This is a genomic window from Chitinophaga flava, from assembly GCF_003308995.1.
In the GTDB taxonomy this organism is placed as follows: Bacteria; Bacteroidota; Bacteroidia; order Chitinophagales; family Chitinophagaceae; genus Chitinophaga; species Chitinophaga flava.
The window spans coordinates 241,302-256,623 of the sequence record NZ_QFFJ01000003.1 but is presented as its reverse complement, the minus strand read 5'-3'; the positions used below and the strand labels follow the sequence as shown (position 1 = coordinate 256,623).

The 15,322-nt window shown below is 49.4% G+C and carries 1 protein-coding gene (running past both ends of the window); it reads left to right on the top strand.

All 15,322 nt of this window come from inside a single coding sequence — locus DF182_RS31825, non-ribosomal peptide synthase/polyketide synthase (RefSeq protein WP_113619943.1), on the top strand. Of the gene's 55,896 coding nucleotides, 26,732 precede the window and 13,842 follow it; the stretch shown corresponds to coding positions 26,733–42,054 (codon 8,911, partial, through codon 14,018, complete); the first codon wholly inside the window starts at position 2. Both codon boundaries (start and stop) fall beyond the window edges.

The following is a 15,322-nucleotide window of genomic DNA, read 5'->3' as shown; positions in this document are numbered from 1 at the left end:
AGAAACTACAGTAGGAGCTACCTATTACCGTATAGACGATACCGTTACTACATTCTCTATAGGCAAAGCCTATCATCATTACAGCATCTATGTGCTGGATGATCAGCTGCACCCGGTACCAGCCGGGGCTATTGGAGAACTTTATATCGGCGGATCCGGCGTATCGCGCGGATATCTGAACCAGCCGGCACTGACCAGTGAACGGTTTATAGAGCATCCATTTGGCAATGGCCGTCTGTATAAAACCGGCGATGCAGTAAGGTATCTGCCTGATGGTAACCTGGAGTACATTGGTCGTACAGACTTCCAGGTGAAGATCCGTGGTTACCGTATAGAGCCCGGAGAAATAGAGCATCAGCTGGCAGCTTATCCCGGCATTACAGATGCCGTAGTACTGGCGAGAGAGCAGGCCGAAGGTATCCATTATCTGACAGGTTATTATGTATCTGCTGAAACATTGGATGAAGAGGTATTACGAGACTACCTGGGCAGTTATCTGCCGGAGTATATGATCCCGTCTGTGCTGATGCGGCTGGATGCCTTACCCTTGACAGCTAACGGAAAGCTGGACCGTCGTGCCTTGCCAGACCCAGCCCTTACAGGAGAAGGTGGTTATGAGGCACCAGCCAATGCGATGGAGAAACAATTGTGTGCCATATTTGCTGAAGTACTGGAACTGGCCACAGACAGGATAAGTGTGACAGATGACTTCTTCCGTTTGGGAGGTAACAGCATTCTGGCCATCCGACTGGTAAACCGGCTGAATACCTTGCCCGGCGCCAAAACGAGCATGGCAGCGGTATTTAACTACCGCACCATCCGCCAACTATCGGCTGCGCTACTGGAGGATACCGGTGATCATGTAACCATTACGGTTCCTGTTATCAATACTCCGGAAGAACAGCTGTTATCTTTTGCCCAGGAGCGCTTATGGTTTATAGAGAATTATGAAGGTGGCAGCAATGCCTACAACATACCAGTGGTGCTGAAGTTACAGGAGCAGGTGAAAACGGAAAATCTGTTACAGGCGCTGAGGGCTGTCGTGCATCGTCATGAAGTGTTAAGGAGCCTCATTAAAACGAATGCTGCCGGAGATGGCTACCAGATGGTACCTGATGAAAGTATACATCCTGTAGCTATAGGGATACATACTTTAAGTGATCAGAAGTCACTGCATGAAACAATAAGAACCAATGCTGGCCATATATTCAGACTGGATGAAGAATATCCTGTAAAAATAGATGTGTATACATTGACTACAGGAGAACGTTACCTGAATATTGTATTGCATCATATTGCATTTGATGGGTGGTCTACAGAAATACTGTTGAGAGAAGTAGTCAACTACTACCATCATTATGAATATCTCGCAGCCGGTAACGTTGTACAGGCAGATAAATATTTGCCTGCGCCATTGCCTTTGCAGTACAAGGATTTTGCTTTATGGCAGCGTCATTATCTGAAAGATGCGGTGTTGGAGAAGCAGTTGTCTTATTGGAAAGATAAACTGTCTGGCTATGAAATATTACATCTGCCAACAGACAGGCCACGTCCTGCATATACAGATTATACCGGCGCCGATATTTCTTTTGTAATTGATAGCGCCACCAGTGATGGTTTACGGGCTATCTCGCGGGAGCTGGAAGTGAGCATGTACAGCGTGTTGCTGAGTGGTTACTTCCTGTTGCTGAGTGTTTACAGCAATCAGCGGGATATTGTATTGGGTAGTCCCATTGCCAATCGTCATTATGGAGAGATAGCAGACCTGATCGGTTTCTTTGTCAATACCCTTGCACTTCGTGAAGAAATAGATCCTGAACAGCGGGTGACGGACTTCATCCGCCAGGTGGGTACTTCTGTGATATTAGCGCAGCTGCATCAGGATCTTCCATTTGAGAAATTGGTGGATGAGTTGCATGTAGAACCCGATGCATCACGCCATCCGGTGTTTCAGACGACCTTCAGTATTCAGCAGGCTGACAAAGGAGGTGCCGATGTTGCTGGTATGTTTGCTCCTTATGACAATGATAGTTTTTACAGTGTTGCCAAATATGATCTGAACACTATACTCGATGATAGTGGGGAAGAAATCAATGGTCTGTTTAACTATGCAGTCAGTCTTTTTGATGCGGCTACGATTGAAGGATATATCACCACCTATAAGGAAATTTTACGTCAACTGGCGACTGCAGGAAAAGACCTGCAGATAAAATCATTGCGTTATCAGTCGGCAACGGAACGCACGACATTGCTGACGCAATGGAATAACCCATTACAAACGTTCCCGGTAGACAAACCTGTTCACCGGTTGTTTGAAGAGCAGGCTGCTGCTCATCCTGAGCGTACTGCTGTTGTTTATGAAGATGTACAACTGTCTTATGGAGAACTGAATACCCGTGCTGATGAACTGTCGACATATATACGTCACCGTTATCAGCTGAAAGCGGATGATCTGGTAGGTATCTGCCTGGACCGCTCTGAGCACATGCTGATAGCTATTCTCGCAGTACTCAAGGCCGGAGCTGCCTATGTGCCCATGGACCCTGCTTATCCTGAAGAAAGAATCGCTTATATCCTGTCAGATACAGGAACGAAAGTGGTTTTAACCAATGAGAAGCATGTATCGAAACTCTCCGAACTGTCAGCGCAAGTAACTGCTGAAGCGATCGATAAAGGGCGTTTAGTGTCTGAACAGCCGGTATTACCGCCTGTAGTAACCGCTCCTGAGCATCTGGCATACGTGATTTATACCAGCGGAACTACGGGTAAGCCCAAAGGTGCGATGATAGCGCATCGTAACGTATCCCGCTTGTTCCATGCCACGGAGTCCTGGTATCATTTTGATGCCAAAGATGTATGGACTTTGTTCCATTCCGTAGTATTCGACTTCAGCGTATGGGAAATCTGGGGAGCTTTGTGTTATGGTGGTAAGTTATTGATTCCATCAACAGAACAAACCCATGATCCTTCGCTGTTCTACGATCTGTGTGAGCGGGAAGGAGTGACCGTGCTAAACCAGACACCGGGTGCTTTCTATCAGTTCATCGCAGCGGCACAACAGAAAGCCAATCATCTGACTAAACTGCGATATGTGATCTTCGGCGGTGATGCACTGAACCTGGCACAGCTGAAACCCTGGTACAATCTGTATGCGGATGATGCCCCCAGGCTGATTAATATGTATGGTATCACAGAAACAACCGTCCATGTGACCTGGAAGGAGCTGAGTGTATCAGAACTGGACAAAGGCTCACTGATAGGCCGGGTGATCCCTGATTTGCAGGCTTATGTACTGAATGACTACCTGGAGCCGCTTCCACAGGGAGCGATAGGAGAGTTGTATGTAGGTGGCGCCGGCGTATGCCGTGGTTATTTAAACCTGCCATCGCTGACGGCTACACGTTTTATTGCTGATCCGTTTACCGGCGGTGATGCACGGCTATACAAAACCGGCGACCTGGTAAGGCAATTGCCGGATGGAGAGCTGGAATATATCGGTCGTGCCGACTTCCAGGTGAAGATCAGAGGTTATCGTATAGAGTTGGGCGAGATAGAACATCGTCTGGCTAACTACCCCGGCATCAAACAAGCCGTGGTGCTGGTGAAAGAGCAGGTTGGTGGTAATAAATACCTGGTGGGTTATTATGTGTCTGATGGGGCTTTGAATCAGGAGTCCATCCTGGAATACCTGGGGGGCTATCTGCCGGAATATATGTTGCCGGCCGTATTGGTGCATCTGCAACTGTTGCCGTTGACTATCAACGGAAAGCTGGACCGTCGTGCTTTGCCAGAGCCTGTATTTACCGACAGTAATCATTATTGCGCGCCGGAGAATGATACAGAAGCAGCTATGTGTGCCATCTATAGCCAGGTGCTGGGTATAGATGAAGATAAGATAAGTATAGACGATGACTTTTTCCGGTTGGGCGGAAACAGTATTCTTGCCATTCGGCTGATTAACCGCCTGAATGCGGCACTGGGGACCAGTATGGATGTAGCAGCCGTATTCACGGCAAGGACTATACGTAAACTGGCTGCTGTCAGCGGAGTCTCCGATACTGTGAAGATGGTAGCACGTGTTGTCAACGCTCCGGAAGAACAGTTGTTATCTTTTGCCCAGGAACGCTTATGGTTTATAGAGAACTATGAAGGTGGTAGTAGTGCCTTCAATGTGCCACTGGTGCTGCAGTTGCGGGAGGAGGTGAAAACGGATCCCCTGTTGCAGGCGCTGCGTGCCGTTATACATCGTCATGAGGTGCTAAGAAGCAGGATCAGAACCACCGAAGCTGGACTGAGCTACCAGGAGGTACAGGACGACACCACACATCCGATTGAAATAAACAACAGAGCGTTGTCTTCAGAAGTGTTACTGAATGAGGAGTTGAACATCCAGTTCCATCACATTTTCAAACTGGACCAGGAACTGCCGGTCATCATCACCCTCTATACACTCCCGCATCAGCGGTACCTGAGCATCGTGCTGCACCATATTGCATTTGACGGATGGTCTACCTCAATACTGTTGCGCGACTTACTGAATTACTATCACCTTTACAAATATCTGGCCGCTGGTGATATTGTACAGGCAGCAAAATATCTGGTTCCGGAATTGCCTATACAGTATAAAGATTTTGCCTTGTGGCAGCGGCATTACCTGAAAGGTATGGTGCTGAACAGGCAGCTGTCTTACTGGAAGAAGAAATTGTCAGGCTATGAAACTCTGAATCTGCCAACAGACAAGCCACGTCCTGCACAGATGAGTTATGAAGGAGCCAGTGTTTCCTTTGTAATAGACAAAACCCTCAGTGATGGTTTACGGGGTGTCTCCCGTGAGTTGGAGGTGAGCATGTATAGTGTGCTGCTAAGTGGTTACTATCTGTTACTCAGTGCTTACTGCAACCAGCAGGATATTATCGTGGGCACGCCTGTTGCCAACCGTCATTATGGGGAGATCGCAGACCTGATTGGTTTCTTTGTGAATACCCTTGCGCTGCGGGAAAAAATAAATCCGGAACAACGGATAACAGACTTTATCCGCCAGGTGGGCAATGCAGTGTTGGATGCCCAGCTGCATCAGGACCTCCCCTTCGAGAAGCTGGTGGATGAACTGCATATAGAACCGGATGTATCGCGTCATCCTGTATTCCAGACTACATTCAGTCTGGAGGTGTCTGGCAGCCAGGAAGGGGCTGATCAGCTGTTTCTGCCTTATCAGCCATCTGGTCAGTACAACGTCGCCAAATACGATTTGACCATCATGCTGGATGACAGCGGGAAAGAGATTTACGGCGCCTTTAACTATGCAACGGCATTGTTTGAAGCAGATACTATAAAGGGCTTTATTACTACTTATATAACTATTCTGTCGCAGCTGGTGTCGGGGAGAGGTGGTCCGGTAAAATCGCTGCGTTACCTGGATGAATCAGGTCTTGCCACCATGCTGCGTCACAGCAGGGGAGTAGAACAACCCTTTGCTGATGATAAAACCATCCATCAGCTGTTTGAAGAGCAGGCGGCAGCCACGCCGGATGCTACTGCACTGGTATATGAAGATGTACGGTTGTCTTATGCAGCATTGAATGCTAAAGCTAATCAGCTGGCAGCGTATCTGCGTGAACGTTATACCATTCAGCCGGATGATTTGATCGCACTTGTACTCGATCGTACGGCAGACATGCTGACGGCCATTCTCGCCGTGCTGAAGGCCGGGGCGGCCTATGTGCCGGTGTCACCGGAGTATCCGGACGAACGTATCCATTACATCCTGGCAGACACCCGTACCAAAGTGGTGCTGACGAACGAAGTTTATATAGAAAGATTACAGACTGCTGCTGGTATTGAGGCGATTGATGCTACTGTTTTATGGGAAGAAAAGCTGAAGGGGTATAAAACTGAAAACCTGGCTCCACTGGCTACTTCAACAGATCTGGCTTATGTGATATATACCAGTGGAACCACAGGTGCTGCCAAAGGAGTGATGATACAGCATCGCAGCGTCATCAACCTGATTGCGGCGCTGGTGCCGGCGCATACACTGGACCGGCATGAACGGGTAGGCTGCTATTCCAACTATGTGTTTGATGCATTTGTATATGAGGCATTTCCTGTATTGGCCAACGGCAATACCTTATACCTGTATCCGGATAGTATCAGAACTGCCCCGGATGCGCTGCGTAACTATATCAGTAAGGAACGTATATCCGTTACATTTATCCCGCCGGTGTTGCTGCGTGAGTTCCTGTCTGCGCCTACCGGTCTGTCATTGATATTTACCGGTGGTGAACAATTGCCGGACCTGAGTGATATACCATTCAACGGTACTTTGCTGAATGAATATGGCCCTACAGAAGCCACGGTATGTGCTACGATGCATCCTTATCGTCCGGGAGACAGTACTGCCAATATCGGCCGCCCGCTGGTCAATACCAGCGTATATGTGCTGGACCAGATTGGCAGACCTGTGCCGGTAGGTGCCGTAGGAGAATTATACATTGGTGGCGCCGGTGTGGCACGTGGTTATCTGAACCAGCCATCACTGACGGCTACACGTTTTGTTGCAGATTCGTTTGCCGGCGGTAGTGCAAGGCTGTATAAAACCGGCGACCTGGTAAGACAGTTGCCCAATGGGGATCTGGAATATATCGGCCGTGCCGACTTCCAGGTGAAGATCAGAGGTTATCGTATCGAACTGGGCGAGATAGAACACCGCATAGCCACCTATCCGGGAGTTAAACAGGCCGTAGTGCTGGTGAAAGAACAGTCCGGTAGCAATAAGTACCTGGCTGGTTATTATGTATCCAATGAGCCTTTGAATCATGAGCATATATTGGAATACCTGAGTTCCTATCTGCCGGATTATATGCTGCCAACAGCCCTGGTGCATTTGTCACGATTACCATTAACCATCAACGGAAAGCTGGACCGTCGTGCTTTACCGGAACCGGTATTGAGCGACAGTGACCATTACCGTGCTCCTGAAAATGACACGGAAGCAACGATGTGTGCTATCTACGGTCAGGTGCTGGGTATATCCGCTGATAAGATCGGGGTAGATGATGACTTCTTCCGGCTGGGTGGAGACTCCATTGTGAGTATCCAGCTGGTGAGCCGTTTGCGTCAACAGGCGGGTATTCATGTTACTGTAAAAGATATCTTCCGTTATCGCACTATTGCCTCTTTGTATACAAATGTGATTGCTGCAGGTGCTGCGTCTTCCGTACAACTGGAAACAGAACAGGGCATCCTGTCCGGGGAGGTGCCATTGCTGCCGATACAACGCTGGTTCTTTACCAATATCTCCAGCGGCCAGCTGCCGAAGTACCACCACTGGAATCAGTCTTTCCTGATCAGTGTGCCTGTGCTGGATCTGGCACTGCTGGAACATACGCTGACAGCGTTGTTTAACTATCATGACGGTTTGCGTTTGCGCTATCTTCCGGATGGTACACAGTACTACAGTGAAGAAGCAACCAGCGTAGATATTCGTCGACTGGACATCCGTACGGTGAATACACCGGAAGCCTTACATACTTTACTGACCTCCTGGCAATCAGACTTTGACATTTATGGAGACCGGTTATTACAAGCCGGCTACCTGGAAGGTTATGCAGATGGTCGTGCACGCCTCTTCCTGGCTATCCATCACCTGCTAATAGACACGGTGAGCTGGCGTATGCTGGTGGCGGATATGGAGCGTATTTACAATCATTTGTCTGCGGTAACTACAACGGATACACGTTCATTGATAGAGTGGCTGGGCCCCAAAGGCAGCAGCTATCGTCAGTGGGCTACGCTGATCTCCGGTTACGAGCTGCCTATAGCAGAACAGCAATACTGGTCTGCTCTGTTGCCGGGAATAAATGCAGGCAATGCCCTGCTGGAAAGCCTGTCTACATCAGCTGTCAGTTATGCCTCCCTGTTATTGGATACCGCCTATACTGGTCGCTTGCTGCGTGAAAGCCATCATGTTTATAATACACAGATTAACGATATTCTATTAAGTGCCTTGGGTATTGCCTTGTCTCGTATCACCGGAGCAACAAGTCATTACATATTGCTGGAAAGCCATGGTCGTGAAGCCCTTTCGGCCTCTATCGATATTACGCATACCAGCGGTTGGTTTACCACCATGTATCCTGTGGAGATCATCAGCGATGGCGATGACTATGGTGTACAACTGGTAGCAGCCAAAGAGAGTTTACGTGCGGTGCCAGCTAACGGTATCGGCTATGGGATATTGACAGGCTATCGTCCTGAAGGTTTACCTCGTATCAGCTTCAACTACCTCGGTCAGTTCGATGGCCAGGAAAGTGCCGGCAGCAATGGATGGCAGCTGGCAGGAGAGGACAGCGGCCGTCCCATAGATGCTTCCAATGGAGACCATCACCTGATCAATATCAACGGACTGGTGATAGGCGGCCGTCTTCAGTTCAATATTTCCGGAAACATAGCAGCTGACCTGCTCACAACGCTGGCAGCACAGTATCGGCAGGTATTGGAAGAGATGATTGAATGGCTGGGTGCTACATCGCGTACCTGGCTGACAGCCAGCGATACAGATAATATTATCTCCAATGCCTGGTTATCGACGTTGCAGTCGCAACAGGAAGTGTCTGGTGTTTACCTGGCGGGCAGCCTGCAGGAAGGCTTTATCTACCATGCGTTGCATCAGGGAGATGTGGATGATGCCTATCGCGTGCAGTTATCCTGGGATTACTACAGCGCAATAAATCCAGCTCTGCTGCAACAGGCCTGGCAGTATGCGCAACAGCGCTACAGTGTGCTGCGTCTGCGTTTTGCCTGGGAACATGCACTGGTGCAGATCATAGACCGTCATGGACATACCGATTGGCACTATCTGGATATCAGCAATCAGGATAAAACTTCGCAGGAGGCCTATCTGAATGAACTGATGGCCAAGGACCGTACTTTGTCCTTTGACTTATCGGCCGGTAACCTGTTCAGGGTATATCTGGTAAAACGCGGAGATAACGAATGGAGCAGCCTTTTCAGCAACCACCACGCGATACTGGATGGCTGGAGCATGCCTTTGCTGCTCAGCTATGTACATGAAGTGTATCTGCAGCTGTTGAAGGGAGTCCCTGTAGTGGTGAAGGAAGACCGGAGTTATGCGGAAGCGCAGCGTTACCTGCAGCAACACCGCGGGGATAATGAAGCCTACTGGACCGCTGCGGTGGCCCGGTTGGAAGAGCCCGAAGACCTGAGCAGTCTGCTGCGCACAGACAAGCGTCATATCCGGTTATCGGATTATCGTCATGTGTTGCAGCCGGCAGAACAGTCCCTGGAGATCAGCGGTACACGCTACGAAGCGTTGAAACGTTTGTGTGCCGCCAATGGCATAACCCTCAATGCGGTGCTGCAATACTGCTGGCACCGGCAGTTGAGTCTTTATGGCAATAGTCGTACAACCGTAGTGGGTATGACCGTCTCCGGCCGTAACCTGCCCATCAACGATATAGAACAATCCGTAGGCTTATATATCAACACCCTTCCGGTGATCATGGAACATGAACCTGGCAGTGTATTGGCGGCCATTAAACATTTACAGGCTCATATCGGAGAGGTGAACAGCCGCAGCGATGTGAACCTGGGCAGGCTACACCCCGGCGGTGAACGCCTGTTCAGCAGCTTGTTTGTATTTGAGAACTATCCGTTACCAGCCGGAGAAGAGGGCCAATTGTCTATACAATTCAGGAGTAGTATGGAGAAGCTGGACTATCCGCTGGCGGTAGTGGCATCAGAACGTGGTCAGGTAATGAGCCTGCAACTCAAATATGCAGCGGAATTATTTGATGACGCTATCATAGCGCAATTGCTCTCTGGTGTGGAACTGATCCTGGAACAACTAACCGCACATCCGGATATCACAGTATCATCGCTGGTACATCTGCGCGAAGCGCAATATCAGCAAATCGTCTTCGACTGGAACAATACCGTTCGTGATTACCCTGCTAACAAAACCATCCATCAGCTGTTTGAAGAGCAGGTACGGAGTAACCCTCACGCACCGGCAGTGGTATATGAAGAAACACGGCTTACCTATGCTGAACTAAACGAAAAAGCTAACCGGTTGGCAGCGTATCTGCGTGAACGTTATATCATTCAGCCGGATGACCTGATTACACTCGTACTCGATCGTACTGCAGACATACTGACGGCCATTCTTGCCATACTGAAAGCAGGAGCCGCTTATGTGCCGGTGTCACCGGAGTATCCGGATGAACGTATCCATTACATCCTGGAGGATACCCGTACCAAAGTAGTGCTGACGAATGAAGTTTATAAAGACAGATTACAGACTGCTGCCAGTATTGAAACAATAGACACCGCTGTTTTATGGGAAAAAACGCTGGATAGCTTTAAGGCAGAAAACCTTAGTCCGCTGGCTACTCCAACAGATCTGGCTTATGTGATTTACACCAGCGGAACCACTGGTGCTGCCAAAGGTGTGATGATACAACATCGCAGCGTCATCAACCTGATCAATGCATTGGTGCCGGTGCATACACTGGACCGGCATGAACGGGTGGGGTGTTATTCCAACTATGTATTTGATGCGTTTGTATATGAGGCATTCCCGGTATTAGCCAATGGCAATACTTTATACCTGTATCCAGACAGTATCAGAACCGCCCCTGATGCGTTACGCAGCTATATCGACAAAGAGCGTATATCCGTTACATTTATCCCGCCGGTGTTGCTGCGTGAGTTTCTTTCTGCGCCTACCGGCCTGTCATTGATATTTACGGGCGGTGAACAATTGCCGGACCTGAGCGATATATCTTTCAACGGTACCTTGCTGAATGAATATGGTCCTACGGAAGCCACCGTGTGCGCTACGATACATCCTTACCATCCGGGAGACAGCACTGCCAACATCGGCCGTCCATTGGCCAATACTACGGTGTATGTATTGGATGGAACCGGAAAGCCTGTGCCGGTGGGTGCTATCGGAGAACTGTATATCGGTGGCGCCGGTGTGGCAAGAGGTTATTTAAACCAACCATCGCTGACGGCTACACGTTTTGTGGCAGATCCGTTTGCCGGTGGTGATGCGCGGTTATACCAAACCGGGGACCTGGTAAGGCTGTTGCCCAATGGAGAGCTGGAATATATTAGCCGTGCCGACTTCCAGGTGAAGATCAGAGGTTATAGGATAGAACTGGGTGAGATAGAACACCGTATGGCCGGTTATCCAGGCATAAAACAAGCCGTGGTGCTGGTGAAAGAGCAATCCGGTGGCAACAAATACCTGGCTGGTTATTATGTGTCCGATGAGGGTTTAAATCATGAATCCATCCTGGAATACCTGGGGTCCTATCTGCCGGAATACATGTTGCCGGCAGCCCTGGTACATCTTGAGCAGTTACCATTGACCATCAATGGCAAGCTGGACCGCCGTGCTTTACCAGAGCCTGTATTTACAGATAATGATCATTACCGCGCTCCGGAGAATGATACCGAAGCAGCTATGTGCGTCATCTATGGACAGGTATTGGGTATATCCGGTGATAAGATCGGGGTAGATGATGACTTCTTCCGGTTGGGTGGAGACTCCATCGTGAGTATTCAGCTGGTGAGCCGTTTGCGTCAACAGGCGGGTATTCATGTCACCGTGAAAGACATATTCCGTTATCGCACCATTGCGGCTCTGTATACGAATGTAATTGCTTCAGGAGCTACGTCTGCGGTACAACTGGAAACAGAACAGGGCATCCTGTCCGGAGAAGTGCCGCTGCTGCCGATACAGCGCTGGTTCTTTGCCAATGTCTCCAGTGGCCTGCTGCCGAAGTACCATCACTGGAACCAGTCTTTCCTGATCAGTGTGCCCGTGCTGGACATAACATTGCTGGAACGCACGCTGACAGTGTTGCTTAACTATCATGACGGTTTGCGTTTACGCTATCGTCCGGATGGTACACAATATTACAGTGAAGAAACAACCAGCGTAGATATCCATCGTCTGGACATCCGCACCCTGGATACAGCTGAGGCACTGCATACTGTACTGACCTCCTGGCAGGCAGACTTTGATATCTATGGAGGCCGGTTATTACAGGCCGGCTACCTGGAAGGTTATGCAGACGGGCGTGCACGCCTTTTCCTGGCAGCACATCACCTGCTGATAGACACGGTGAGCTGGCGTATGCTGGTGGCGGATATGGAACGTATTTACAATCATTTATCTGCAGTAACTACAACGGATACACGTTCATTGATAGAATGGTTAGGTCCCAAAGGCAGCAGCTACCGTCAATGGACCACGCTGATCTCCGGCTACCAACTATCTGTACCAGAACAGGAATACTGGTCTGACCTGTTACCAGGAATAAAAGCGGGTAATGCTGTTTTATCAGCGTTGGCAGTTAAGGATAAAAGTAATGCGCAGCTGATGCTGGATACAGCGTATACCAGCCGCTTATTGCGTGAAAGTCATCATGTTTATAATACCCAAATCAATGATATTCTGTTAAGCGCGTTGGGTGTTGCACTCTCGCGTGTTACCGGAGAAACAAGTCACTATATATTGCTGGAAAGCCACGGCCGTGAGGCACTTTCTGCCTCTATTGATATAACGCATGCCAGTGGCTGGTTTACCACCATGTATCCTGTGGAGATCATCAGTGAAGGCAATGATTATGGTGCACAATTGGTAGCAGCTAAAGAAACACTGCGTGCAGTGCCAGCTAACGGTATCGGCTATGGGATATTGACAGGTTATAGCCCTGAAGGTTTACCTCGTATCAGCTTCAACTACCTCGGCCAGTTCGATGGCCAGGAAAGTGCTGCTGGCAGCGGATGGCAGCTGACAGGAGAAGACAGTGGCCAGCAGTTGGATGTTTCCAACGGAGATCATCACCTGATTAACATCAACGGACTGGTGATAGGCGGCCGTCTTCAGTTTAATATCTCCGGCAGTCTGGCAGCTGATCTGCTGATTACGCTGGCGGCACAATATCAGCAGGTGCTGGAAGAGATGATTGACTGGCTGGGTGCTACATCGCGTACCTGGCTGACGGCCAGTGATGCAGACAATATCATCTCCAATGCCTGGTTATCAGTGTTGCAAGCGCAGCAGGAAGTATCCGGTGTTTACCTGGCAGGTAGCCTGCAGGAAGGTTTTATCTATCATGCCTTGCATCAGGGAGAGGTGGACGATGCCTATCGTGTGCAGTTAGCCTGGGATTATCACAATGCCATCAATCCGGCCCTGCTGCAACAGGCCTGGCAGTATGCGCAGCAGCGCTACAGCGTGCTGCGTCTGCGTTTTGCCTGGGAGCATGAGCTGGTGCAGATCATAGATCGCCATGGATATACTGACTGGCGCTATCTGGATATCAGCAATCAGGATAAAGCTTCACAGGAGGTTTATCTGAATGAACTAATACTACAGGACCGTACATTGCCATTCGATCTGTCTGCCGGCAATCTGTTCCGGGTATATCTGGTGAAGCGTGGAGAGCATGAATGGAGCAGCCTTTTCAGTAACCACCATGCCATACTGGATGGCTGGAGTATGCCGTTGCTGCTCAATTATGTACATGAAGTGTATCTGCAGCTGTTGCAAGGTACGCCTGTAGCAGTTCGTGAAGACCAGAGCTATGCGGAAGCGCAGCGTTACCTGCAGCAACATCGTGGAGATAATGAATCCTATTGGACTGCAGCGGTCAGGCAGCTGGAGGAGCCCGAAGACCTGAGCAGCCTGCTGCGCGCAGACCAGCGGCATATCCGGTTGTCGGACTATCGTCATATTCTGCAGCCGGCGGAAAAGGCCCTGCTGATCAGTGGTACACGCTATGAGGTGCTAAAACAGCTGTGCGTTGCCAATGGCGTTACACTTAATGCGGTGTTGCAATATTGCTGGCACCGTCAGCTGAGCCTTTATGGAAACACCCGTACAACTGTAGTGGGCATGACCGTTTCCGGCCGCAACCTGCCCATCAACGATATAGAACAATCGGTAGGCCTGTATATCAATACTCTTCCGGTGATCATGGAACATGGCGCTGGTAGCGTATTAGCAGCCATTAAACATTTACAGGCACATATCGGAGAGGTGAACAGCCGCAGCGATATAAACCTGGGAAGGCTAAACCCAGGCGGCGATCGCCTGTTCAGCAGCCTGTTTGTGTTTGAAAATTATCCGGTGCCAGCTGGAGCCAACGGAGAAGAGGGCTTGTTGTCTTTACAATTCAGGAGTAGCGTGGAGAAGCTGGACTACCCACTGGCAGTGGTAGTGGCTGAGCAAGGCCCCGAGATTAAGTTTAACATCAAATATGCAGCAGAATTATTTGATGATGCTATCATTGCACAATTGCTCTCCGGTGTGGAACTGATCCTGGAGCAACTGACAACACATCATGATATCACAGTATCATCGCTGGTACATCTGCGCGAAGCGCAATACCAGCAAATGATCTTCGACTGGAACAATACTGTTTGTGATTATCCTGCTGATAAAACTATTCACCAGCTGTTTGAAGAACAGGTGAACGTTAGCCCGGACGCTACAGCGCTGGTGTATGAAGATGTACATTTGTCTTATACAGCATTAAATGCTAAAGCTAACCAGCTTGCAGCGTATCTGCGTGAGCGTTATAACATTCAGCCGGGTGATCTGATCGCACTCGTCCTGGATCGTACAGCAGATATGCTGACTGCCATCCTTGCTGTACTGAAGGCCGGAGCGGCCTATGTGCCGGTATCGCCGGATTATCCGGATGAACGTATCCATTATATCCTGGCTGATACCCGAACCAAAGTAGTGCTGACAAACGGCATTCATGTAGAAAGATTGCAAACAACGGATCTTTCTGCCGCTGTTGAAGTGGTGGATTCCGCTGTTTTATGGGATGAAAAACTGAAAGGCTATAAAGCACAGAATCTCACTCCGTTGGCTGCTTCAACAGACCTGGCCTATGTGATCTACACCAGTGGTACCACCGGACAGCCTAAAGGAGTGATGATAGAGCACCACAGTGTGCTGAATACCGTCAGCAGTATCCGCGAGGCATATGATTTTACGAAAGCCTGCCGCATCGCTGCATACACGGCCTTCGTGTTCGACGTATCTGTGTCAGAATTCTTCATATCCCTGCTGTATGGTAATGAATTACATCTGTTGAGTAATGAGTTGAGAACAGATGCAGATGCTATCAGTGCTTACTTGCTGAACCAGGAAATCAACTATCTGTACCTGCCACCAGCCATGCTGGCCCTGTTGCCGCGTATTGCCTATCCGGCCCTGGAGGCAGTGATTTATGCGGGTGAGCCCTGTGCCCCGGAAACAGGGAAATACTGG